We start from the raw sequence: 23442 nt of genomic DNA, 5'->3' as shown, positions 1-23442 counted from the left end.
TTTTGATATTGAGTAATGAAAATGAGACAAGGATTAACACGTACACCAAGGATACTTACTGGGCTCTTCTCCTTATGGTTGTTTGTATTTTTAGCCCCTTTAGCGGCAGCTGAAGAAGTTTCGTCCAATGCCCTAAAAAGTATCGACTTTCGAACTAATAAAGATAAAGACGCCGTGATTGTCGTCGAATTGGCGTCACCGGCCGCGATTGTAGATATCAAGCGTGTACAGGAAGGGTTAAGTATCGATTTGCTTAACACTTCAGTAAAAGACGAGCAATTGTATCTCCTAGACGTGAAAGACTTTTCGACTGTGGTTGAGAGCGTAGAAGTGTTTCGCGACACCTCGACGACGCGCTTGGTTGCGCACATCAATGAAGAATACATGCATGATTACCGTTTAACGGGGCGTTTTTTGGAAATCAAAGTAGCGAAGATCAAACCCAATGAGAAAGCCCCAGATAAAAGCATTTTAGAAAGAGAAGGTAAGCTTATTTCGATTAACTTCCAAGATATTCCTGTGCGAAACGTCTTGCAGCTTATTGCTGATTACAACCAATTCAATTTGGTTGTCTCCGACTCTGTAGAAGGCAACCTCACGCTTCGTCTTGATGGTGTCCCTTGGCAGCAAGTGCTGGATATTATTTTGCAAGTTAAGGGGTTAGATAAGCGTGTTGATGGCAACGTGATTTTAGTTGCTCCGACTGCTGAGCTGGACTTGCGTGAGAAGCAGCAGTTAGAAAAACAAAAACTTACGGAAGAAATGGGAGAGCTTTCATCTGAAATCATCAAAGTTAATTTTGCTAAAGCATCAGACATTGCGGAGATGATCAATGGTGAAGGAAATATCAGCATGCTGTCAGAGCGCGGCAGTATGACCATTGATGAGCGAACTAACTCGTTATTGATTAGAGAGTTACCTGAAAACATCGAGGTGATTCGAGAAATTATTGAGTCTTTGGATATTCCAGTTAAACAGGTTCAAATTGAGGCGCGTATTGTGACCATCAATGAAGGTAACATGGACGAGTTAGGGATTCGTTGGGGTTTTACGTCTATTAATGGCAGTAATACAGTGGGTGGTTCTATTGAGAACAACCTCGCCACGATCGGTCTCTATAATGGAGAAGGGGGTGATGACGGTGGTGACGGTGGTGACGGTGATGGAGTAGGGATCGATGACTTCCTAAATGTAAACTTAGCTGCAACCAGCCCGAATGCGACCAGCATTGCTTTTCAGGTCGCAAAGTTAGGTTCAGACACCTTGTTGGATCTTGAGCTTTCTGCGCTGCAACAAGAGTCTAAAGCTGAGATTATCTCGAGCCCACGTTTGATCACTACCAATAAGAAACCTGCCTATATCGAACAAGGTACAGAGATTCCTTACCTAGAGTCATCATCAAGTGGTGCAACGACGGTGACGTTCAAAAAGGCGGTATTAAGTTTGAAGGTAACCCCGCAAATCACACCGGATAACCGCTTAGTATTGGATTTAAGTGTCACGCAAGATAGACCAGGACAAGTCGTGAAGACAGGCACTGGTGAAGCTGTTGCGATTGATACTCAACGTATCGGGACGCAAGTGTTAGTGAATAACGGTGAAACGGTCGTTCTTGGTGGTATTTTTCAGCACAGCATTACTAACTCGGTGGACAAAGTGCCTTTGTTGGGCGACCTGCCGCTATTAGGTGCTCTTTTTCGTCGAAGTTATGAGAATGTTGGCAAAAGTGAGCTGTTAATTTTCGTCACGCCTAAGGTGGTGATTCAGTAGTTCTGTCTCGGGAAAAACTGATTAAATCAAAAATAAAGTTGCAATAGTGGCACCATGCTTGGATAATTTCGGGTCTTATCACGAATTATCTGTGAGGAACTGGTGCCACAAGCCTTGTAGAACAGCAGTTTAGCTGTGTTTTCTTGTGGCGATCTTATTGAATCAATGTTGTAAATTACTGCTAAACATGGCTGAGAAACGTAATATTTTCCTTGTTGGCCCAATGGGCGCCGGCAAAAGTACAATTGGTAGACATCTAGCACAGCAACTGCATATGGAGTTTGTTGACTCCGATACAGTGATCGAAGAACGCACTGGTGCAGACATCTCTTGGGTTTTTGATGTAGAAGGTGAAGAAGGCTTCCGCAAGCGTGAAGAAGCGGTACTTGAAGACCTAACACAAGAGCAAGGCATCGTGCTTGCGACTGGCGGTGGCTCTGTTAAGAGCAAAGAAAACCGCAATCGTCTTTCGGCACGTGGTGTTGTTGTTTACTTAGAAACGACGATTGAAAAGCAACTTGCGCGTACAAACCGCGACAAGAAGCGTCCTTTACTTCAAACGGATAACCCTCGCGAAGTACTGGAGCAATTAGCTGAAGAACGTAATCCTTTATATGAAGAAGTAGCGGATTACACTGTTCGCACTGACGATCAAAGTGCAAAAGTGGTAGCCAACCAGATCGTAAAAATGCTAGAAGAGAGATAAGTCTTTATCTTTTTTTTAATTGGAGCAAACCGATGGAACGGATTACGGTCAACCTAGCTGAGCGTAGCTACCCAATCTCTATTGGCGCCGGGTTATTTGAGGACCCGGCGTACCTCTCTCAAGTTCTCTCAAACAAAAATGCAAAACAAAAAGTTGTTGTGATCAGTAATGTCACAGTGGCGCCTTTGTATGCAGACAAAATTTTAAAGCAACTCGAGCAGCTCGGTTGTAGTGCATCCTTGTTAGAATTGCCTGACGGTGAACAGTACAAAAACTTGGATGTATTTAATCAAGTAATGAACTTCTTACTGGAAGGGAGTTATGCTCGTGATGTTGTGATCATCGCGTTAGGTGGTGGTGTTATTGGCGACCTTGTGGGTTTTGCGTCTGCCTGTTACCAGCGTGGGGTCGACTTTATTCAAATACCGACCACATTACTATCCCAAGTGGACTCTTCGGTTGGTGGAAAAACCGCGGTTAACCATCCGTTGGGTAAGAACATGATAGGTGCGTTTTACCAACCTAAAGCCGTGATCATTGATACGAACTGCCTGTCGACGTTGCCTGAACGTGAGTTCGCTGCGGGTATCGCCGAAGTCATTAAGTACGGCATTATTTACGATGCAGATTTTTTTGTATGGTTAGAAGACAATCTTGAGCGCTTGTATGCGTTGGATGAAGAAGCACTAACTTATGCGATCGCACGTTGCTGTGAAATAAAAGCGGAAGTGGTGGCTCAGGATGAGAAAGAATCGGGCATCCGTGCTTTGCTTAACTTAGGTCACACCTTTGGTCATGCGATTGAAGCGGAACTTGGCTATGGCAATTGGCTGCATGGTGAAGCGGTATCTTCCGGCACTGTTATGGCGGCCAAAACGTCGCATCTACGCGGTCTGATCTCGGAAGAGCAATTTGAGCGTATTGTTGCGATTTTGCGTCGTGCAAAACTGCCTGTGCATACTCCAGACAGTATGAATTTCGATGACTTCATCAAGCACATGATGCGAGATAAGAAAGTCCTCTCTGGTCAATTACGATTGGTTTTGCCTACAGGCATTGGCACTGCCGAGGTAATTGCTGATACGACGCAAGACGTACTCAAGCAGGCAATAGACTTCGGTCGCGATATTTAACCTTGTAATGGCGCCTTTGGGCGTCATTCTTGTAGTGTATTAAGGTTATTAGATGAGTGTTGCTCACGTACTGGAATTAGATTCTCAAATCGAGTTGCTTGATAGATTAGGTCTACTGACTAACTTTGGTTCCAATCTCATTGCGATTAATGGTCATGATGGGTACGGGAAATCTTGGTTAGCGCAGCGATACCTTGAAGTGGGTGCCAGTAACAAGAATCAATGTTTGTTACTTTGTCATTCTAATCAAGACGATGTGCAGCATCGCGTCCTTATTTTGAGTCAACTAGTTTCGGACGCATTGTTTAATCAGCAAGAGCCTTTACTTGATAGCCTTGAAAGGCTTTTAGGTGATGAGCCGTGTGACATTGCAATTGTTGTAGATGATGCGCATTTATTGAGTGAGACACTTATCTCTGAGCTTTGGATGCTGGTCTTAGAGGCGCACCATAAGCCAAATTGGACCATCAATGTCTTATTGTTTACACAGTCTGGACGTTTAGAAGGTTTGCTAGCACGTCTCAGTTATGGACAAGAGATAAAGCCTGTTGAGCTTGATATTGATATGTTGTCCGAAGTGGAAGCTCGTCGTTTCTTTGAGTCACTTGTTGCGCGCTACGTCGATGATGAGTCTGAGAAACGGGTTCGAGATGCATTTAAAAAAGTCGACCCAGTACCGGGTGACATCATGGCGTTAGGAGAGATGAAAGTGGAAAAAAGGATCATTATCCGCTCGATTGTCGGTTCACCCCTGAATATTGCGTTGGTGGTATTAGTATTACTGTTGCTTGCTGCTGGTGGCTATTGGTGGATGCTTAGTCAACCAAGTCCTGATGATAAGGCGCAGCAAATTGCTGGCAGTTTAGAGCAAACGGCTATTCCAACTTTTGAAGAGTCAGGAATCAGTGCAGCGCAGTCTTCACTGCAACCTGTAACCGATGGCTCTAGCAGTCTTGATAACTCTGGTGCGATTGATGATTCTGATTCATTACCGCCAGCAGTGACAGAAGAAGTAGCGAGCGTAGGCAGTGATGACAATCAACAAAGAGTGGTGATTGAGTCGAATGTGGTCGATGCATTGCTTGAAGGTAAAGCTGATTCAGCAGACACAAAAGCGATTGATGACGTCGTAGGTATTGAGAAGACAGAAACCGCCGATGAAACTAGCTCTCCTTTGATTAAAGTCGTAAAACCGAATCAAGATATGGCGCAAGCACCTGCTCAGTCAGAAGAGGGTGACGTAAACCAACCTGTTGTGAAGTTTTCATTTGCCCGTGAAGAACTAAAAGCGCTATCGCCAAGAGCTTATACTTTACAACTCGCAGCTATGACCTCAATGGAAGATGTACAATCCTTTCTCAATGAGCATCAACTGAATAATCAAGTGCGAATTTATCCTACCGTTCGTAATGACACCGAGTGGTATATCATCACATATCAAGATTATCCGACAATTCAAATGGCTCGTGATGCCGTCGCAAGCTTGCCAGATTCGGTTAAGTCGGTGAGTCCTTGGGCAAAATCACTCCGTCAGGTTCACCGTGAAATTGAACGAGTGAAATAAACCTGAGCTTCCCTGAAAAATATGTTACATTCCGCAGCCTTAATTTTTGGTCGATAGATAGAGCAGTAGATGAAAAAGCAACGAGCCTTTCTTAAATGGGCAGGAGGAAAATACGGACTGGTTGAAGACATCCAACGTCATTTGCCACCGGCTCGAAAGCTAGTTGAACCTTTTGTTGGTGCGGGCTCAGTGTTTCTGAATACCGATTATGACCATTATCTACTTGCAGATATCAATCCAGATTTGATCAATCTGTACAACCTGCTGAAAGAACGCCCTGAGGAGTATATCTCTGAAGCGAAGCGTTGGTTTGTCGCTGAGAACAACCGCAAAGAAGCCTACCTACACATTCGCGCTGAGTTTAATAAAACCGATGACGTGATGTACCGTTCTTTAGCGTTTTTGTACATGAACCGCTTTGGTTTTAATGGCCTATGCCGTTACAACAAAAAAGGTGGCTTTAATGTACCGTTCGGCTCCTACAAAAAGCCGTATTTCCCTGAGGCGGAATTGGAGTTTTTTGCAGAAAAAGCCAAAAAAGCTACGTTCGTTTGTGAAGGTTATCCTGAAACATTTCGTCGTGCGCGCAAAGGGAGCGTCGTGTATTGCGATCCACCTTATGCGCCGCTTTCAAATACGGCAAATTTCACCTCATACGCAGGTAATGGTTTCACGTTGGACGACCAAGCTGCATTAGCCGACATTGCTGAAAGAACAGCGACTGAACGTGGCATTCCTGTGTTGATTTCTAACCACGACACTACCTTGACACGTCGGTTGTATCACGGTGCGGATCTTAATGTGGTAAAAGTAAAGCGTACCATTAGCCGTAATGGTAATGGTCGTAATAAAGTTGATGAGCTACTTGCGCTTTTTCATGCCCCAGACATGGATAAATCAAGCTCTTAATTCTCACACTATTATATCTAAATAGTGGATCTCCCCACTGGCTTCGGTAGAATTGCGCGCAGATTGTTTGCTCATTACTACTGAGGTCAGGTATGAAAGATTTTCTTATTGCTCCATCCATTTTATCGGCAGATTTTGCTCGTCTCGGTGAAGATGTAGAAAAAGTACTCGCAGCGGGTGCGGATGTGGTGCATTTCGACGTTATGGATAACCACTATGTACCAAACCTGACTTTTGGTGCGCCTGTGTGTAAAGCACTACGCGATTATGGCATCACAGCGCCAATCGATGTTCACCTAATGGTAAAACCCGTTGACCGTATTATTCCTGATTTCGCAAAAGCGGGTGCGTCGATGATTACGTTCCATGTAGAAGCTTCTGATCATGTAGACCGTACACTGCAGTTAATTAAAGAGCACGGCTGTCAGGCTGGTGTGGTACTAAACCCAGCAACGCCACTTGCAAGTCTTGAGTTTATTATGGATAAAGTCGACATGATTCTACTGATGTCGGTAAACCCTGGTTTTGGTGGTCAATCATTCATTCCTCATACACTAGATAAACTGCGTGCCGTTCGTAAGATGATTGACGAGTCTGGCCGTGATATCCGCTTAGAAATCGATGGCGGTGTGAAGGTTGACAACATTCGTGAAATTGCAGAAGCGGGCGCAGACATGTTTGTCGCAGGCTCGGCGATTTTCGGTGAGCCAGATTATAAACAAGTGATCGATCAAATGCGCGCTGAACTGGCTGAAGTTAAATAAGCACCGATAAGCCAACGCAATAACACGCTGATTTTAAAGGCTGCTAGCTTGTTGGCAGCCTTTGTGTTTTCTAGTATTAGAAGAAATTAAATATCCGCTGCGCTGAGCAAATAATCACTTGCCTATTTTACGCCCTTTCTGTACTATTCGTGCTCCTTAAACTCAGTCAATTATCTTTAGTTCCTTGCTTCCTCTGGACGACTGAGCCATTTGTGGAAGCTGAATAATCCGTAAGGAGCAACCAATGCGTCATTACGAAATCGTATTCATGGTGCACCCAGATCAAAGCGAGCAAGTTGCTGGCATGATCGAGCGTTACACTGGTTCAATCACTGAAGCTGGCGGTAAAATCCACCGTCTAGAAGACTGGGGCCGTCGTCAACTGGCTTACCCAATCAACAAGCTTCACAAAGCTCACTACGTTCTTATGAACGTTGAAGCTGACCAAGCTGTAATTGATGAGCTAGAAACTGCTTTCCGTTTCAACGATGCAGTTCTACGTAACATGATCATGCGTACTAAAGCAGCGATCACTGAGCAATCTATCATGCTTAAGCAAAAAGAAGAGCGTGCTCCACGTCGTGAAGAGCGTTCTGAAGCTAAGCCTGAAGCTAAGTCAGAAGCTGCTGAGTAAGTTTTCTTATGGCCAATCGAATGGAGCTGAGCGGCACCATTGCCAAACCGCCCATTCGTAGTAAAAGCCCTGGTGGTATTGAACACTGTCGGTTTTGGCTGGAGCATCGCTCTACTATTATCGAAGCTGACTTACCTCGACAAGTTTATTGTCGTATGCCGGTAGTCGTCAGCGGGCTTGGGTCACAAGCACTAACTCAGAATTTAGTTCAAGGCAGTAACATTAAGGTAAGTGGTTTTGTCACTTATCAAACCGGCCGAAATGGCGTGGGAAAATTAGTGTTACACGCCGACAACATTACTCAAATTTAAGATCAGGAGATAGCCCATGGCTCGTTTCTTCCGTCGTCGTAAATTCTGCCGTTTCACTGCAGAAGGCGTACAAGAGATTGATTACAAAGACGTAGCAACTCTTAAAAACTACATCACTGAAGCTGGTAAAATCGTACCTAGCCGTATCACTGGTACAAGCGCTAAGTACCAGCGTCAACTAGCACGTGCTATCAAGCGTTCACGCTACCTAGCTCTACTACCGTACACTGACAAGCATCAGTAATCGGTTCATTTTATTAAGAAAGAGGATTAAGCAATGCAAGTTATTCTACTTGATAAAATTGGTAACCTAGGTGGTCTTGGCGATACTGCAAACGTTAAATCTGGCTACGCTCGTAACTTCCTTATCCCACAAGGTAAAGCAGTTATGGCAACTAAAGCTAACGTTGAAATGTTTGAAGCTCGTCGTGCTGAACTAGAAGCTAAAGTTGCTGAGCAACTAGCTGCTGCAGAAGCTCGCGCAGAGAAAGTTAACGCTCTAGAAGCTGTAGTTATCGCTTCTAAAGCTGGTGACGAAGGCAAACTATTCGGTTCTATCGGTACTCGTGACATCGCTGATGCTATCACAGCTGCAGGCGTTGAAGTTGCTAAGAGCGAAGTTCGCCTTCCTGAAGGTGCTCTACGTACAACTGGTGAGTTCGAGATCAGCGTTCAACTTCACTCTGAAGTTTTCGCAACTGTGAACCTACAAGTTGTTGCTGCTGAGTAATTCAGTATCAAGACGAAATACTAAAAAGCACCTCCTCGGAGGTGCTTTTTTTATTTCTAAAACTGAGAGAAAAAGGGTTAAAAAGCGAAAAGTAAATTAACGGAAAATACGCTGTCCGCTTTGCTTAAGCCTTCAGGAACTTTATCGTGATACTGACGAGAGTGCGCCAGTTTCAGTGCAATATCTTCAGTAATATCATTGGTTACACTGAGTTCACTATCAGTACGTGTGTTACTTCTACCTGTTACCAACGTAATATCAGCTGCGAAACTTAAATTATCCAACGCATGCCAAGTTGTGTTGATATTTCCTCGAAAAATGCCTTCTCTAACGATATCGGGAAAGACAATATCGTCATCATCTATTTCGTCTAAGTTTGGCTCTTGATAGCGAAAACCAGGGCCTACCTCTACCTCTAAAATGAAGTTCTCAGTGTAGGAGAACTGGTAACCCAAACCACCTGACAACGTATAGTCTTTAAAATAAGCACTGTAGCGAGAATCCACCCCTTTAAAGCTGCCATACAAATATGTCTTAGGGCCTAACTTGTAGTCACTCTGTAGGGAGTAGGTGGATGAGCGTTTGTCTTCTTCACCGTCTTTGTACAAGTTGTAGTACTTCCATTCACCATTAGAACGGTGTCGACCTGACGTATATTCAGCACTCAAACGAGCATTCAGGGAACGAGAGTCCGTGTTACCTGTGTGAGCTTGATAGCCGAACTCCACCTCGGTTTTTAGTGGGTCGGGTACATCAATATTTTGCTCTGGCTGTACTGATTCGTCAGCATACGATGCACTAGCGCACAGTAGGCTAAAGCTAAGTAACCAGTATCGGGACACATCAACCTCGAACGTAATCAAAAAGGAGGGGCATGATACTGATACAGATATTTGGTTGGGTCAATGGTAGGTTAATTTTTATTAGAGCTAGGCGGAAGAACCAGGCTATTACCTGGGTGGTTCACATGATGATTTCTTAACAAGTAATTGTCGCTTCGGGGAAGCATCTCAGTTAGGTTAAGGTTATAATCGTGGGTCAATAGTAGTTATCGAGCAAAGTCATGGCGGAAAACAGAAATCGCAAACCTTCAGACAGTCAGGTCGACGCAATCAAAGTGCCACCTCACTCACTAGAAGCCGAGCAATCAGTAATTGGTGGTCTTTTACTGGATAATGAACGTTGGGACACCGTTGCCGAACGTGTTGTGAGCAGTGATTTCTATAGTCGTCCACACCGCCTGATTTTTGAAGGTGTAAAAACCATTCTTGAAGCGGGTAAACCTCTCGATCTTATTACTTTATCGGAATATCTAGAGCGTCACGAGTTGTTAGAAGATGTAGGCGGTTTTGCTTACCTCGCTGACTTGGCGAAGAATACGCCAAGTGCAGCTAACATCAATGCGTATGCTGATATTGTCGCTGAGCGTGCGATTGTTCGTGGCCTTATTGGTGTCGCGAATGAAATTGCGGACGCGGGCTATGACCCTCAAGGTCGCAGTTCTGAAGATTTAATAGACATGGCGGAGAGTAAAGTTTTTGCTATCGCCGAGTCTCGAACTAGTGAAAACGAAGGACCACAAAACGTCGACAACATCCTCGAAAAGACGTTAGAACGTATCGAGTTGTTGTATAAAACGCCACAAGATGGTGTTACGGGGGTCGATACCGGTTTCACCGATCTCAATAAGAAAACCGCAGGTTTGCAAGGCTCTGATTTGGTGATTGTCGCAGCGCGTCCATCGATGGGTAAAACGACCTTTGCGATGAACTTGTGTGAAAATGCGGCCATGCAACAAGAAAAGCCCGTACTTATTTTCTCGTTAGAGATGCCAGCTGAACAGTTGATGATGCGTATGTTGGCCTCTTTGTCTCGTGTTGACCAAACCAAGATCCGTACGGGTCAGCTAGATGACGAAGATTGGGCGCGTATTTCTTCTACTATGGGTATCCTGATGCAGAAGAAGAATATGTACATTGATGATAGCTCTGGTCTAACTCCGACCGAAGTGCGTTCGCGCGCTCGCCGTATCGCTCGTGAACATGGCGGTCTATCGATGATCATGGTCGACTACCTTCAGTTGATGCGCGTGCCTTCGTTAACCGATAACCGTACTCTTGAGATTGCTGAGATCTCTCGCTCTCTTAAGGCGCTGGCAAAAGAGCTAAATGTGCCTGTTGTGGCACTGTCGCAGCTAAACCGTTCCCTAGAGCAACGTGCGGATAAACGACCAGTAAACTCGGACTTGCGTGAATCCGGTTCCATCGAGCAGGATGCCGACTTGATCATGTTCATCTACCGTGATGAGGTTTATCACCCAGATAGTCCGTACAAAGGTACGGCCGAAATCATTATTGGTAAACAGCGTAATGGTCCTATCGGCTCTGTTCGCCTCACTTTCCAAGGTCAACATTCGCGTTTCGACAACTACGCGGGTCCTGCATTCGATATTGATGATGAGTAATCCCATGAGCTATATGAAAGCGGCCAAGGCGTGCATTGATTTGTCTGCGTTGCAGCACAACTTACAGCGCGTAAAAGCTCAAGCGCCACAAAGTAAAGTGATGGCTGTCGTCAAGGCCAATGGTTATGGTCACGGATTACGTCATGTCGCAAAACATGCTAACCATGCGGATGCGTTTGGTGTGGCTCGTATTGAAGAAGCATTGCAACTGCGCGCTTGTGGAGTAGTAAAGCCGATTCTATTGCTAGAAGGTTTTTACTCTCCTGGTGACTTACCTGTTCTTGTGACGAACAACATCCAAACTGTGGTGCACTGTGAAGAGCAGCTTATCGCCTTGGAGCAAGCAGACCTTGAAACTCCGGTTGTCGTGTGGCTGAAGATTGACAGTGGCATGCACCGCCTTGGGGTTCGTCCTGAACAATATGACGAGTTTGTAACGCGGCTGAAGGAGTGTCCAAATGTAGCGAAACCGTTGCGTTACATGAGCCACTTTGGCTGTGCAGATGAGTTGGATAGCGATATTACCCCACAACAGATTGAGCTGTTTAAATCATTGACTTCTGGTTGCCAAGGGGAACGTTCACTGGCGGCATCTGCGGGGTTATTGGCATGGCCTCAAAGCCATTTAGATTGGGTTCGTCCGGGTATTATCATGTATGGTGTGTCGCCATTCGATGACAAAACGGCGCAAGATCTTGGGTATCAGCCTGTCATGACACTTAAATCCCACCTTATTGCAGTACGTGAAGTGAAGAAGGGTGAAAGTGTTGGCTACGGTGGTATTTGGACCAGTGAGCGAGATACAAAAGTTGGTGTCATTGCTGTAGGGTATGGCGACGGTTACCCAAGAAGTGCTCCAAACGGTACGCCGGTGTGGGTTAATGGCCGTAAAGTACCTATTGCAGGTCGAGTTTCCATGGATATGCTGACGGTCGATTTGGGACCAGACGCAACGGATAAAGTCAGCGACGAAGCGATTCTTTGGGGGAAAGAGCTCCCAGTAGAAGAAGTAGCGGGTCACATTGGTACGATTGCGTATGAACTCGTGACTAAGCTAACGCCTCGCGTCGAGATGGAATACTCCAAATAAACAACGAAAGGCTAACCCAAGGTTAGCCTTTGTTTTATCTACTCACCGTTAATCGTAGCAATAACGCGGCGGCCGCCACCAAAGTCTCGATGCTCACCCAAGTAAATACCTTGCCATGTTCCTAAAGCTAATCGACCATTTTGGATTGGTACCGTCACACTACTGCCAAGCAGTGATGCTTTAATATGTGCCGGCATGTCGTCGTCACCTTCATAGGTGTGCTGATAATAAGGAGCACGCTCTGGCACAAACTTATTGAAGTGCGCTTCCATGTCCATACGCACGGTTGGATCAGCATTCTCATTTAAGGTCAAACTGGCGGAGGTGTGCTGAATAAATAAGTGTAATAAACCTACTGAAAGTTCGTTTATTTGTGGTAATTGTTGTTCAATTTCATCAGTTATCAGGTGAAAACCGCGGCTTCTCGCTTTTAATTGCAGTGTTTTTTGTGCCCACATATGTGTTCCTTTGGAAATTTATAAATTGGCGTCTATCCTATTCCAATTAGAGCCTGTCATTAGTAAATGATATGATTCTTGTCATCGTAAATGAATTGTTCAATTTCAGGGCAGGGAACGTGACCTAACTCAATGTGAGTGTAAAAGCTCTCGGTCATAATTGGCGCCTGAAAAAAAATTACAAAGACTTGTTTTGTGGCAATTTGCCCAAACATCTAATTTATATTCTATTTGCTAAATCGGGGATTCCACAGTTTTCGCTAGACTGTAAGGAATGGAACCTACTGTAACATCGGGATAAAGACCATGTTGAAAAATATCAATCCAACGCAAACACAAGCTTGGAAAGCGCTAACGGCGCATTTCGAATCTGCACAAGATATGGATCTTAAAGAGCTGTTTGCTCAAGACGCAGCGCGTTTCGACAAATACTCTGCACGTTTCGGCTCAGACATCCTAGTCGATTACTCAAAGAACCTCATCAATGAGGAAACTCTGAAGCACCTGTTTGCTCTTGCGAAAGAGACCGAGCTGAAATCTGCAATTGAAGCGATGTTCAGTGGTGAAGCGATCAACCAAACAGAAGGTCGCGCTGTTCTTCACACTGCACTACGTAACCGCGCTAATACTCCAGTTATGGTAGATGGCGAAGACGTAATGCCAGCAGTGAACGCGGTTCTAGAAAAAATGAAATCATTCACTGAGCGCGTTATCGGCGGTGAATGGAAAGGTTACACAGGCAAAGCAATTACCGATATTGTGAACATCGGTATCGGCGGTTCTGACCTTGGCCCTTACATGGTGACGGAAGCTCTAGCGCCATACAAAAATCATCTAAACCTTCACTTCGTATCTAACGTTGATGGTACACACATCGTTGAAACGTTGAAGAAAGTTAACCCAGAAACGACGTTATTCTTGATCGCGTCTAAGACGTTTACAACACAAGAAACCATGACTAACGCGCACACTGCTCGTGATTGGTTCCTAGAATCGGCGGGTGATCAGGCTCATGTGGCTAAGCACTTTGCTGCGCTTTCAACAAACGCGACAGCCGTGTCTGAATTTGGTATCGATACAGCGAACATGTTTGAATTCTGGGACTGGGTTGGTGGCCGTTACTCACTATGGTCTGCGATCGGTCTATCAATTGCACTAGCAGTAGGTTTCGACAACTTTGTTGAGTTGCTTGATGGTGCTCACGAGATGGACAAGCACTTCGTATCAACAGATCTAGAAAGCAATATTCCAGTGATTCTTGCTTTGATTGGTATTTGGTACAACAACTTCCACGGTGCGGAGTCAGAAGCTATCCTACCTTACGATCAATACATGCACCGTTTTGCAGCATATTTCCAGCAAGGCAACATGGAATCAAACGGTAAATACGTTGACCGTGACGGCAATGCTGTAACTTACCAAACTGGCCCAATCATTTGGGGTGAACCAGGTACCAACGGTCAGCACGCGTTCTACCAGCTAATTCACCAAGGTACTAAGCTTATCCCATGTGACTTCATTGCACCTGCAATTAGCCACAACCCAGCTAGCGATCATCACCAAAAACTGATGTCTAACTTCTTCGCGCAAACTGAAGCTCTTGCGTTTGGTAAAAATGAAGAAACCGTGAAAGAAGAGTTGGTGAAAGTAGGTAAGAATGCTGAAGAAGTGGCAGCGATTGCGCCATTCAAAGTGTTTGAAGGTAACCGTCCAACAAACTCTATTCTAGTGAAGCAAATCACGCCTCGTACGCTAGGTAACTTGATCGCAATGTACGAACACAAAATTTTCGTACAAGGTGTTATCTGGAATATCTTCAGCTTTGACCAGTGGGGCGTGGAGCTAGGTAAACAACTGGCTAACCAAATCCTACCTGAGCTTGCAGACGAGTCTCAAATCAGCTCGCATGACAGCTCAACAAACGGTCTAATCAACGCATTTAAAGCGTTCAAAGCTTAATGTTTGAATAGATAAAGAAAAGGTCAGCAAATGCTGACCTTTTTATTGCCTGAGGCAAAAACAAAATAGGTTGGCCAGTGCCAACCTATTTTTTCTCTTTTATTCGAAGCAAATTTCGATAAAGGCATTTCCCCATTGGGAAGAGAAAGGCATGATAATAATTGAGCCTTCACACTTGTGGCGAATCGTATGACCTCGGCCCGAAACCACAACCGGTGTTGCCATATCAAAGTCAAAACCACTTTCCGCCAGAATGCGTTTCGCACCACCAGTAACCATGTTGGTGATCTCACCCACCATATCGGTCACTTCTTCATTGAGCCCATTTGGACGTTCACCAAGCATGTTCTGCATGATTTCTAGGGCGAGTGCTTCATCAAAGGTGATCGACATTGAACCACGAGTTTGTGGGCCTACCATACCAATCAGACCAGAAACGTCACCTCGTGCGATCTCATCTTTTTTGATTCGCGGTTTTTGTGGCTTCAGCTCAAGAGAAGCCATAGTTTTTAGCACGTTCATTAAAGAAGCTAAAAACGGGTTTACAAATTCAGCGCGCATAACGTTCTTCTATACTTTTTCTTTCGTCTCGGAGGAACAGGCCTGGCATTCACCATGAGTTTCAATAACTTGGTTGGTCAGTTTGAATCCATGCTTCTCGGCGTTTTCGGCTAACAAGGATATCAGCGTCTCATCTTCGAGTTCAACGACATCACCACATTTATCGCAAATTAGTAATTGGAAAAAGTGCTGCTGAGTATTGAAAGAACAACAAGTAATAAAGCTATTTGTCGATTCCACTCGGTGGATGAAGCCTTGCTCTAGGAGAAAATCTAATGCTCGATAAACAGTGGGCGGCTTAGCCTGAGGCTCACTCTCTTTTAGTTGCTCCAATAGCTCATACGCACTTGAGGCGCGGCGATTAGAACAAATGAGTTCAAATACGCGTCGGCGTTGCGGAGTCAGTCGTACTCCACGCTCTGCGCAGATACTTTCAATTTGTTCAATGATTGTTGGGTTCAAACCTTTCACCATAACTATCGGACGTGCTCTATGATAAATCATTTCTATACGAAGTTCGTTTAGAAATGCTTCATTTTACCCACTATCAGAACGAAAATCATGAATTAAAGCAAGTCGGTGGTGGTGTGAAGGCGGAATAATCATCACAGAATGAATCAACGAATGACAGATTCGTATTACTTCTGCGTATTCCTAAGCACTTGGCTAGTCAGCCAACCAAATCATTCTCGCTGAAACTAGCACCCAGAGGTGCTTGGGTATACAATACCCGACTTATTTTTTGAGCGTACCGCTGCGCTCGACCTTGGCAACATAAAAACGGGTGTTTATATCATGACTCATTCTTGCAGGCTCTCCGTAGCACCAATGTTAGATTGGACTGATCGTCATTGTCGCTACTTCCATCGCTTAATGACCAAAGAAACCCTGCTGTACACTGAAATGGTGACGACAGGTGCGATCATTCATGGAAAAGGAGATTTCCTGGCTTATAACGAAGAAGAGCATCCGTTAGCCCTTCAACTTGGTGGTTCAAACCCAGCAGATTTGGCTACGTGTGCCAAGCTAGCGCAAGAGCGTGGCTACGATGAGATTAACCTAAATGTGGGGTGTCCATCTGACCGCGTACAAAACGGTCGATTTGGTGCTTGCCTAATGGCTGAACCGCAGTTAGTTGCGGATTGTGTCGCAGCAATGAAAGACGTGGTCGATATCCCTGTAACAGTCAAGACTCGCATTGGTATTGATGATCAAGATTCTTACGAGTTCTTAACGGATTTCGTTTCTATTGTTTCAGAAAAGGGTGGCTGTGAGCAGTTCACTATCCATGCTCGTAAAGCTTGGTTAAGTGGTTTAAGCCCAAAAGAAAACCGTGAGATCCCACCATTGGATTACCCACGCGCTTACCAATTGAAGCAAGACTTCTCACACCTAACGATTGCGATTAACGGTGGCGTGAAGTCATTAGAAGAAGCAAAAGCACATCTTCAGCATCTTGACGGTGTGATGATTGGTCGTGAAGCATACCAAAGCCCATATCTACTGGCATCGGTAGACCAAGAGTTGTTTGGCTCTAACGCTCCAGTGAAGAAACGCAGCGAAATTGTTGAAGAGATGTACCCATACATTGAAGCGCAATTAGCGAAAGGTGCGTACCTTGGTCACATTACCCGTCACATGTTAGGTTTGTTCCAAAGCATGCCCGGTGCTCGTCAATGGCGTCGTCATATCAGTGAAAATGCGCACAAACCAGGTTCTGGTCTAGAAGTATTGCAAGACGCGCTAGCTAAGATTCCAAAAGAATTGAATGTGTAAAATTCGCCAGTGAATGGCTAAAATTACCAACTAAAGAATGATAAAGCCAGAGTGCAGAAATGCCTCTGGTTTTGTTTTTTTATTAAAAATCATAATCTTAAATTCTTCTCTATAAGTTGGTATGGAAACTGCTCTGTTTATTGAAAACAAATGGAGAAGTGATTATGTTGGAGCTAATCTTTATTTTAGTCTTTGCGGCGACCTTGTTGGTTACGGGTATCACAATGATGACCGTATTCGCAGCAACTGGTATTGCGTTAGTTGTGATGTTTTTACTGGGAATGGTTGGAGCGGTACTCAAACTATTACCATGGTTAATCGTGATTGCATTGGGTATTTGGTTCTTCAAGAATTACGTCGCTCAGCCCCGCTATAAATAATGAGTAACATCATTTAGTTGATGGAGAGGCGTGAGAATATGGTATATTTCCTCCCACGTCCTCTACGTGAATATCAGCTATCTCGGAGTAAATACTACATGACAAATAAAGCGAACATCGCTTTAACGGCATTATCGTTGGCAGTATCTTTTCCTGTTTTTGCAGAGTACTCTGTATCGACAAAAGTCGGCGCAGAGGTATGGGCTGCCGACACTAAAGTTAATGAAGTGAGACGAGATAGCAGTACCGCAGGCACTTTTTACGCGGCGATTGAACATGATGTTAAATACGTCCCTAATGCGCGCCTTCGTTACTCAAGTGTTGATGCGGATTACATGGGGTTCGATAAGCTCGATTTAACCTTGTATTACCACGTTCTAGAGCATGATTTATTGCACTTTGATGCGGGTCTCACGTTCAGTAATTTAAGTGACACTAAATACATTGATGCTGGCTCAAGCAGGCGTGTAGAAGAATTTGATGAGCTGATTTGGGCTTGGTATGGTTACGCAGAAATTCAAGTTCCGGATACAAACTTTGATGTGATTGGTGAGATAAACTTTGGTGACAACAAAGGCATCAAAAGCACCGATTTCATGGCAGGTGTTCAATACAATGTACCGCTCGAAAAAGCTCGACTGGCTTTTCGTGGAGGTTACCGTGTGATTGATTTAGAGTCCGATAAATTCATGTCGGATCTAGGGAAAGAGTTTATTTTTGCTAACGGCTTCTTTGTGAGTGCGGAATACGCGTTCTAAACTCAGCCATATTAGATATTCGATTTACTTAAAACGTCGCTTTATAAGCGGCGTTTTTTTATATCACTTCATTATATCCAATCGAAATTTCTCCCTATTTGGCTGACTTAGACCATGCTTACCTAGGAGCAATGTGAAAGTTAAAGCAGGGATAGCGATGACAATAAATGAACTAAGACATCTATTCCGTGAAAATCAGCTTATCGAAGCGATTATTGAGCCTGCAATCCAAGAGGGTGGTTGGGTTGTAGAGTTCAGACATGCGCGCGGTGGTTTTGTTTTTCTAACGGACAGTCACGGCGAAGAATGTCTTTATGAAGATTTGGATACTGCGTCAAAATCGGCAATGGCAGTAGGCTTTCAACAAGTCCGCATTGAAGATCGATGAGCAAAAAGTAAGCCGTTCTTACTTCCAAAAAGTTATAAAACATTCACTTCTATTCTTTCTTGTTATTAAGGAGAGTGGGTACTCTATCGTCACGCAATGAATAGGGATGTCGTGATAATGTCTTTTCAAAAGAATGAGTATTCTCACAAGAATGTGTCTGAAGATAATAATGGGCAAGGAGGAAATCCTCCAATCGCAAGCCCTCTGAATGACCAACAAATTAGCTCACTCCAACAAACTGTCTCTGAGTTGTCTTCACAGCAACTTGCTTGGGTCAGTGGGTATTTTTGGGGATTAGCTCAAAATCAACCAAACACAGCGGTAACGCCAATTGCACAAGCAACGGCAGCCGTATCAGCGAAGCCAGCAGGTAAGTTGAGTATTATTTTTGCTTCCCAAACGGGCAATGCTAAAGGTGTTGCTGAAGCTCTGGAGCAGGAAGCAAAAGCAGAAGGAATTGCAGTCGAACTTTTTGATGCAAGCGATTACAAAGGTAAAAACTTAGCCAAAGAAACGCATGTCATTATTGTGGCATCGACTAACGGCGAAGGCGAAGCGCCAGACAATGCCATTGAGCTACATGAGTTTTTGCAATCGAAGAAGGCCCCTAAGCTGCCAAACCTGCAATATGGTGTTATTGCATTGGGAGATTCTAGCTACGAATTCTTCTGTCAGACCGGTAAAGACTTCGACACTTACCTATCAAAGCTAGGCGCGACTCCATTTATCGAGCGTCTTGATTGTGATGTGGATTATGAGGCTCCTGCAACTGAATGGCGTAAGAATGCGTTAGACAAGGTAAAAGATACACTGTCTTCTGGCTCTGAAGCGGATGTGGTTCAACTTCCTGTGGGTCAAGCTGCGACTGCGCACTCTCCTTACAATAAACAGAATCCGTACACTGCGACGTTACTGACCAGTCAAAAAATCACGGGCCGTGACTCTGGAAAAGACGTCCGTCATATAGAAATCGACTTAGAAGGCTCGGGTTTAACGTATCAGCCAGGTGATGCACTAGGTGTGTGGTTTGAAAATAGCTCGGAACTTGCAAACGCCATTCTTGGTAAGGTCGGTTTGTCTGGGGTTGAGACTGTTGACGTTGATGGTGAAAGCTTGTCAATCCACAGTGCTCTTGTGAGTAAATATGAAATCACAACATCTAACCCACAGCTCATCACAAAGTTTGCCGAGTTATCCGGTAGCAAGAAGCTACAAAAGTTAGTTGAAGATAAAGATAAGCTTCGCGAGTACTCTGCAAATACTCAAATCGTTGATGTACTGGCAGAAAAGAAAACCAAGTTAACCGCAGATGAATTGATTGGTTTGCTTCGTCGTCTTACTCCACGCCTTTACTCTATTGCATCAAGCCAAGAAGAGGTCGATGAAGAAGTACACCTAACGGTTGCTTTGGTTGAGTACGAACAAAACGACGAAAAACGATATGGTGGTGCGTCTAGTTTCTTAGCACAGCGTCTCGAAGAGGGAGATGAAGTTAAAGTATTTGTTGAGCATAACAACAACTTTAAACTGCCGGAAGATGATAGTACTCCAATTATCATGGTTGGTCCTGGCACAGGGATCGCACCATTCCGTAGCTTTATTCAGGAACGTGAAAACCGCGATGCTGAAGGCAAAAACTGGTTGTTCTTTGGTGATCGCACGTTCACTCAAGACTTCTTGTACCAAGTGGAATGGCAAAAGTATCTCAAGTCAGGAGTACTAAGCCGATTGGATGTTGCCTTTAGTCGTGACCAAGTAGAAAAGGTTTACGTACAACATCGCATCTTAGAAAACGCAGCTCAAGTGTGGCAGTGGATCCAAGAAGGCGCTTATATCTATGTCTGCGGTGATGCAACGCGTATGGCAAAAGATGTGCACGACGCATTGGTTATCGTTGCTGAACAAGAAGGCAAGATGCCGCGTGACGATGCAGAACAATTTATTAATGACCTACGTAAAGCGAAACGTTATCAGAGGGATGTGTACTAATGACTTTTTCTACGGACAATAATAAGCAGGTTGTATTAGGTGAAGAGTTAGGGCCGCTATCTGATAACGAGCGCCTGAAGCGAGAAAGCAACTTATTACGTGGCACTATTGAGCAAGATTTACAGGACCGTATTACTGGTGGCTTTACTGCCGACAACTTCCAGTTAATTCGTTTCCACGGTATGTATCAACAAGACGATCGTGATATCCGTAATGAACGCACAAAGCAAAAACTGGAACCATTACATAATGTGATGCTTCGTGCTCGTATGCCTGGAGGCATCATCACGCCAACGCAATGGTTAGCGATCGACAAGTTCGCAACGGAGCACTCTTTATATGGAAGTATTCGTCTGACGACTCGCCAAACGTTCCAGTTTCATGGGGTATTAAAACCGAATATTAAGTTGATGCATCAAACGCTCAACAGTATTGGCATTGATTCGATTGCAACCGCGGGTGATGTAAACCGTAACGTGTTGTGTACCACTAACCCAGTGGAGTCAGAGTTACACCAAGAAGCTTACGAATGGGCGAAGAAGATCAGTGAGCATCTATTACCAAAGACGCGCGCTTATGCAGAGATTTGGCTAGACGGTGAAAAAGTAGAAAGCACGGAAGAAGACGAACCGATTCTAGGCAAGAACTACTTACCACGTAAGTTTAAAACTACAGTGGTTATCCCACCGCAAAATGACGTAGATGTACACGCTAACGATCTCAACTTCGTAGCGATTGCAGATAACGGTAAGCTGGTAGGCTTTAACGTCCTGGTCGGCGGCGGCTTAGCGATGACGCATGGCGATATATCAACTTATCCGCGCCGCGCTGACGACTTTGGCTTTATTCCGCTGGACAAGACACTTGATGTTGCCGCAGCTGTAGTAACAACTCAGCGCGACTGGGGTAACCGTTCAAACCGTAAGAACGCAAAAACCAAATACACATTGGATCGTGTCGGTAGCGATGTCTTTAAAGCGGAAGTCGAGAAACGTGCTGGTGTTAAGTTTGAGCAAAGCCGTCCATATGAATTCACAGAACGTGGTGACCGTATTGGCTGGGTAGAAGGAATTGATGGTAAATATCATTTAGCGCTTTTCATCGAAAACGGTCGCTTATTAGACTTTCCAGGTAAACCACTTAAGACGGGTGTTGCTGAAATTGCCAAAATCCACAAAGGCGATTTCCGCATGACAGCAAACCAAAACCTAATTGTTGCGGGTGTACCTAAAAACGAAAAAGCGAAGATTGAAAAGATCGCTCGTGAACATGGCTTAATGGACGACGGCGTAAGTGAACAGCGTAAGAACTCAATGGCTTGTGTTGCTTTTCCAACTTGTCCGCTAGCGATGGCAGAAGCTGAGCGTTTCCTTCCTCAGTTTGTTACTGATGTGGAGGGGATTCTGGAGAAGCACAACCTACCAGAAAATGACAACATCATTTTGCGTGTAACTGGGTGTCCAAATGGTTGTGGTCGCGCAATGTTGGCTGAAATTGGTCTAGTTGGCAAAGCGCCGGGTCGTTACAACTTGCACCTAGGTGGTAACCGTGCCGGTACTCGAGTACCAAAAATGTATAAAGAGAACATCACGGATAAGCAAATCTTAGAAGAGATTGATCTGCTGGTGGCTCGATGGTCGAAAGAGCGTGAAGAAGGCGAAGCCTTTGGCGATTTCACTATTCGTGCTGGCATTATCCAAGAAGTGCTCGTATCAAAGAGGGACTTTCATGCTTGATTCTGTAGCATCCAAGCTGGAGCTCACAGAGTTACTGACATTAACAAAGACGGAGCAAATCCTCCGTCTTGCTCAAATTAATGTCGAGCTCGAAAAGCTTTCAGCACAAGAGAGAGTAGCGTGGGCTTTAGATAATCTAGAAGGCGAGTTCGCGGTTTCTTCTAGTTTTGGTATTCAAGCCGCGGTTATGCTTCATTTAGTTACTCGCGCCAAAGCGGACATCCCCGTCATTCTAACCGATACTGGTTACCTGTTTGCTGAGACGTACCGATTTATCGATGAGCTGACAGATGCTCTCAACCTAAATTTAAAAGTTTATCGAGCCAAAGAAAGTGCGAATTGGCAAGAAGCTCAATATGGAAAATTATGGGAGCAGGGCGTAGAGGGAATTGAAAAATACAACAAGCTCAATAAAGTTGAGCCGATGCGTCGAGCGTTAAAAGAGCTTAGTGTTGGAACGTGGTTCTCTGGACTGCGTCGAGAGCAAAGTAAATCTCGTGCAGGTTTACCGATTCTATCAATTCAGAACGGTGTGTTTAAATTTCTACCAGTAATTGATTGGACTAATAAAGATGTTCATTACTACTTAGAACAACACGGCCTTAAATACCATCCATTGTGGGATGAAGGTTACCTTTCAGTTGGTGATACACATACCACTCGTAAATGGGAGCCGGGAATGTCAGAGGAAGAAACTCGATTCTTTGGCTTAAAGCGAGAATGTGGCCTACACGAAGATGATGGCTCTGAACAAGATGGGTCTGGCATATAGCCATAATGCTCTTTAAATAGAGTTTAGGTTAAGTTTAATAAAGATAGCTGCAATAAAGCAGCTTTCTTTATTTATGGTACTTGAAAAACACGCCTCAAAGAACAACTCTGTGGATAAGTTGTGTGAGAGTTTGGGGTAAAGTTGAATAAATAAAGGTTTGATCGAAAACTCATCGTTTAACCATTATTTTTGCAATTTTTGAAAAATAACACTTGCCAATGTGAGCGCGATCTCTATAATGCCTCCTCGTCGACAGGGCAAGGCCTCACAAGGGTTTAAGCGAAGTTGATAAGGCTGAAAAGAAAAACGAAATAATTTGAAGAAAGTGTTTGACACAATAAATTATATCGCTAGAATGGCCGCCTCTTCCGAAGTGATGTCAATCACAAAGAAGAGTTGCTCTTTAACAATATAGACCTATCAATCTGTGTGGGCACTCGTTGATGATAATCCAATTCGATACTTCGGTATCAAATTAGGTTTCAATGAAACGAAGTGACCATTGAATCTTCGGATTCAGCACAGTCAATTCAAACATTACTTTATGTAATGTTCAGTATTCATTGAGCCGAACAAAATCTTAAATTGAA

The 23442-nt window shown here is 44.3% G+C and carries 24 protein-coding genes; 20 read left to right on the top strand and 4 right to left on the bottom strand.

What is annotated here, in order from left to right; genetic code table 11:
- Positions 1–15 precede the first annotated feature (15 nt).
- The 10 genes from R7040_RS22075 to rplI all read left to right on the top strand — a co-directional run bounded on the left by R7040_RS22075 (position 16) and on the right by rplI (position 8521).
- Positions 16–1770, top strand: coding sequence for a type IV pilus secretin PilQ (locus R7040_RS22075; protein ID WP_213967963.1), 1755 nt, complete (start codon positions 16–18; stop codon positions 1768–1770).
- Positions 1771–1957: 187 nt separating this feature from the next.
- Entirely contained in the window at positions 1958–2476 is a 519-nt protein-coding gene (gene aroK / locus R7040_RS22070; protein WP_005381319.1) for a shikimate kinase AroK, read from the top strand.
- A gap of 32 nt (positions 2477–2508) precedes the next feature.
- Complete coding sequence (gene aroB, locus R7040_RS22065; protein WP_005381318.1) at positions 2509–3609, top strand: 3-dehydroquinate synthase; 1101 nt, start codon at positions 2509–2511, stop codon at positions 3607–3609.
- Between the two features lie 52 nt (positions 3610–3661).
- Positions 3662–5173: an SPOR domain-containing protein gene (locus tag R7040_RS22060; protein ID WP_213967964.1), complete on the top strand. Its 1512-nt coding sequence runs from the start codon at positions 3662–3664 to the stop codon at positions 5171–5173.
- A 69-nt stretch (positions 5174–5242) separates the two neighbouring features.
- The gene (locus R7040_RS22055; RefSeq protein ID WP_005382762.1) at positions 5243–6082 is read left to right on the top strand and encodes a Dam family site-specific DNA-(adenine-N6)-methyltransferase; all 840 of its coding nucleotides are present in this window, start codon (positions 5243–5245) and stop codon (positions 6080–6082) included.
- Between the two features lie 92 nt (positions 6083–6174).
- A complete protein-coding gene (gene rpe / locus R7040_RS22050) occupies positions 6175–6846 on the top strand; it encodes a ribulose-phosphate 3-epimerase (protein ID WP_005381300.1) in 672 nt (223 codons plus the stop codon).
- A 244-nt stretch (positions 6847–7090) separates the two neighbouring features.
- On the top strand, positions 7091–7480 hold the full coding sequence (gene rpsF, locus R7040_RS22045; RefSeq protein WP_005381299.1) for a 30S ribosomal protein S6: 390 nt from the start codon (positions 7091–7093) through the stop codon (positions 7478–7480).
- 8 nt (positions 7481–7488) lie between these two features.
- A complete protein-coding gene (gene priB, locus R7040_RS22040; RefSeq protein ID WP_005381298.1) occupies positions 7489–7791 on the top strand; it encodes a primosomal replication protein N in 303 nt (100 codons plus the stop codon).
- A 16-nt stretch (positions 7792–7807) separates the two neighbouring features.
- Complete coding sequence (gene rpsR, locus R7040_RS22035) at positions 7808–8035, top strand: 30S ribosomal protein S18 (protein ID WP_000090472.1); 228 nt, start codon at positions 7808–7810, stop codon at positions 8033–8035.
- A 33-nt stretch (positions 8036–8068) separates the two neighbouring features.
- Complete coding sequence (gene rplI, locus R7040_RS22030) at positions 8069–8521, top strand: 50S ribosomal protein L9 (RefSeq protein ID WP_005381278.1); 453 nt, start codon at positions 8069–8071, stop codon at positions 8519–8521.
- A gap of 77 nt (positions 8522–8598) precedes the next feature.
- Here rplI and R7040_RS22025 read toward each other — a convergent pair whose 3' ends face one another.
- Complete coding sequence (locus R7040_RS22025) at positions 8599–9363, bottom strand: DUF481 domain-containing protein (protein WP_005381276.1); 765 nt, start codon at positions 9361–9363, stop codon at positions 8599–8601.
- Positions 9364–9584: 221 nt separating this feature from the next.
- Here R7040_RS22025 and R7040_RS22020 point away from each other — a divergent pair, with 221 nt between their 5' ends.
- Both R7040_RS22020 and alr read left to right on the top strand, forming a co-directional pair.
- Positions 9585–10985: a replicative DNA helicase gene (locus tag R7040_RS22020; protein WP_005382759.1), complete on the top strand. Its 1401-nt coding sequence runs from the start codon at positions 9585–9587 to the stop codon at positions 10983–10985.
- Positions 10986–10998: 13 nt separating this feature from the next.
- Positions 10999–12075, top strand: coding sequence for an alanine racemase (gene alr, locus R7040_RS22015; protein WP_031777284.1), 1077 nt, complete (start codon positions 10999–11001; stop codon positions 12073–12075).
- 38 nt (positions 12076–12113) lie between these two features.
- On the opposite strand, the gene R7040_RS22010 is transcribed toward alr, so the two are convergent.
- Positions 12114–12533: a secondary thiamine-phosphate synthase enzyme YjbQ gene (locus tag R7040_RS22010; protein ID WP_005381271.1), complete on the bottom strand. Its 420-nt coding sequence runs from the start codon at positions 12531–12533 to the stop codon at positions 12114–12116.
- 306 nt (positions 12534–12839) lie between these two features.
- On the opposite strand from R7040_RS22010, the gene pgi reads away from it, so the two are divergent.
- A complete protein-coding gene (gene pgi / locus R7040_RS22005) occupies positions 12840–14492 on the top strand; it encodes a glucose-6-phosphate isomerase (RefSeq protein WP_005381270.1) in 1653 nt (550 codons plus the stop codon).
- A gap of 99 nt (positions 14493–14591) precedes the next feature.
- Here pgi and R7040_RS22000 read toward each other — a convergent pair whose 3' ends face one another.
- Positions 14592–15053 carry a chemotaxis protein CheX gene (locus R7040_RS22000; RefSeq protein WP_005381269.1) on the bottom strand — a complete coding sequence of 154 codons (462 nt, stop codon included), beginning with the start codon at positions 15051–15053 and terminating at the stop codon, positions 14592–14594.
- A 9-nt stretch (positions 15054–15062) separates the two neighbouring features.
- Complete coding sequence (zur, locus tag R7040_RS21995) at positions 15063–15527, bottom strand: zinc uptake transcriptional repressor Zur (RefSeq protein WP_005381268.1); 465 nt, start codon at positions 15525–15527, stop codon at positions 15063–15065.
- Between the two features lie 321 nt (positions 15528–15848).
- Here zur and dusA point away from each other — a divergent pair, with 321 nt between their 5' ends.
- The 7 genes from dusA (at position 15849) to R7040_RS21960 (ending at position 22852) form a co-directional block, all read left to right on the top strand.
- On the top strand, positions 15849–16829 hold the full coding sequence (gene dusA / locus R7040_RS21990) for a tRNA dihydrouridine(20/20a) synthase DusA (protein ID WP_017821727.1): 981 nt from the start codon (positions 15849–15851) through the stop codon (positions 16827–16829).
- A 164-nt stretch (positions 16830–16993) separates the two neighbouring features.
- The gene (gene pspG / locus R7040_RS21985) at positions 16994–17209 is read left to right on the top strand and encodes an envelope stress response protein PspG (protein ID WP_005381266.1); all 216 of its coding nucleotides are present in this window, start codon (positions 16994–16996) and stop codon (positions 17207–17209) included.
- A gap of 98 nt (positions 17210–17307) precedes the next feature.
- The gene (locus R7040_RS21980; protein ID WP_005381265.1) at positions 17308–17967 is read left to right on the top strand and encodes a TIGR04219 family outer membrane beta-barrel protein; all 660 of its coding nucleotides are present in this window, start codon (positions 17308–17310) and stop codon (positions 17965–17967) included.
- A gap of 157 nt (positions 17968–18124) precedes the next feature.
- Entirely contained in the window at positions 18125–18355 is a 231-nt protein-coding gene (locus R7040_RS21975; RefSeq protein ID WP_005381264.1) for a hypothetical protein, read from the top strand.
- A 117-nt stretch (positions 18356–18472) separates the two neighbouring features.
- Positions 18473–20344, top strand: coding sequence for an assimilatory sulfite reductase (NADPH) flavoprotein subunit (locus R7040_RS21970; RefSeq protein WP_005381262.1), 1872 nt, complete (start codon positions 18473–18475; stop codon positions 20342–20344).
- Complete coding sequence (cysI, locus tag R7040_RS21965; protein ID WP_182039485.1) at positions 20344–22080, top strand: assimilatory sulfite reductase (NADPH) hemoprotein subunit; 1737 nt, start codon at positions 20344–20346, stop codon at positions 22078–22080. Before R7040_RS21970 ends, cysI begins: the two co-directional genes overlap by 1 nt.
- Positions 22073–22852: a phosphoadenylyl-sulfate reductase gene (locus R7040_RS21960; protein WP_213896547.1), complete on the top strand. Its 780-nt coding sequence runs from the start codon at positions 22073–22075 to the stop codon at positions 22850–22852. The genes cysI and R7040_RS21960 overlap by 8 nt, the downstream gene beginning before the upstream one ends.
- Positions 22853–23442: the final 590 nt, after the last annotated feature.

This window comes from Vibrio sp. 1069 (genome assembly GCF_033340555.1).
The sequence above is the reverse complement of the archived record's forward strand: the minus strand, read 5'-3'. Positions and strand labels throughout refer to the sequence as shown.

Bases quoted from the DNA above. Each gene is read 5' to 3' on its own strand.
- zur (WP_005381268.1), bottom strand. From the start codon at position 15,527: ATGGTGAAAGGTTTGAACCCAACAATCATTGAACAAATTGAAAGTATC.
- R7040_RS22010 (WP_005381271.1), bottom strand. From the start codon at position 12,533: ATGTGGGCACAAAAAACACTGCAATTAAAAGCGAGAAGCCGCGGTTTT.
- pspG (WP_005381266.1), top strand. From the start codon at position 16,994: ATGTTGGAGCTAATCTTTATTTTAGTCTTTGCGGCGACCTTGTTGGTT.
- dusA (WP_017821727.1), top strand. From the start codon at position 15,849: ATGACTCATTCTTGCAGGCTCTCCGTAGCACCAATGTTAGATTGGACT.
- alr (WP_031777284.1), top strand. From the start codon at position 10,999: ATGAAAGCGGCCAAGGCGTGCATTGATTTGTCTGCGTTGCAGCACAAC.
- R7040_RS22000 (WP_005381269.1), bottom strand. From the start codon at position 15,053: ATGCGCGCTGAATTTGTAAACCCGTTTTTAGCTTCTTTAATGAACGTG.
- priB (WP_005381298.1), top strand. From the start codon at position 7,489: ATGGCCAATCGAATGGAGCTGAGCGGCACCATTGCCAAACCGCCCATT.
- R7040_RS21960 (WP_213896547.1), top strand. From the start codon at position 22,073: ATGCTTGATTCTGTAGCATCCAAGCTGGAGCTCACAGAGTTACTGACA.
- rpsR (WP_000090472.1), top strand. From the start codon at position 7,808: ATGGCTCGTTTCTTCCGTCGTCGTAAATTCTGCCGTTTCACTGCAGAA.
- R7040_RS22060 (WP_213967964.1), top strand. From the start codon at position 3,662: ATGAGTGTTGCTCACGTACTGGAATTAGATTCTCAAATCGAGTTGCTT.
- rpe (WP_005381300.1), top strand. From the start codon at position 6,175: ATGAAAGATTTTCTTATTGCTCCATCCATTTTATCGGCAGATTTTGCT.
- R7040_RS21970 (WP_005381262.1), top strand. From the start codon at position 18,473: ATGTCTTTTCAAAAGAATGAGTATTCTCACAAGAATGTGTCTGAAGAT.
- aroB (WP_005381318.1), top strand. From the start codon at position 2,509: ATGGAACGGATTACGGTCAACCTAGCTGAGCGTAGCTACCCAATCTCT.
- pgi (WP_005381270.1), top strand. From the start codon at position 12,840: ATGTTGAAAAATATCAATCCAACGCAAACACAAGCTTGGAAAGCGCTA.
- cysI (WP_182039485.1), top strand. From the start codon at position 20,344: ATGACTTTTTCTACGGACAATAATAAGCAGGTTGTATTAGGTGAAGAG.
- rplI (WP_005381278.1), top strand. From the start codon at position 8,069: ATGCAAGTTATTCTACTTGATAAAATTGGTAACCTAGGTGGTCTTGGC.
- R7040_RS22055 (WP_005382762.1), top strand. From the start codon at position 5,243: ATGAAAAAGCAACGAGCCTTTCTTAAATGGGCAGGAGGAAAATACGGA.
- aroK (WP_005381319.1), top strand. From the start codon at position 1,958: ATGGCTGAGAAACGTAATATTTTCCTTGTTGGCCCAATGGGCGCCGGC.
- rpsF (WP_005381299.1), top strand. From the start codon at position 7,091: ATGCGTCATTACGAAATCGTATTCATGGTGCACCCAGATCAAAGCGAG.
- R7040_RS21975 (WP_005381264.1), top strand. From the start codon at position 18,125: ATGACAATAAATGAACTAAGACATCTATTCCGTGAAAATCAGCTTATC.
- R7040_RS22020 (WP_005382759.1), top strand. From the start codon at position 9,585: ATGGCGGAAAACAGAAATCGCAAACCTTCAGACAGTCAGGTCGACGCA.
- R7040_RS21980 (WP_005381265.1), top strand. From the start codon at position 17,308: ATGACAAATAAAGCGAACATCGCTTTAACGGCATTATCGTTGGCAGTA.
- R7040_RS22075 (WP_213967963.1), top strand. From the start codon at position 16: ATGAAAATGAGACAAGGATTAACACGTACACCAAGGATACTTACTGGG.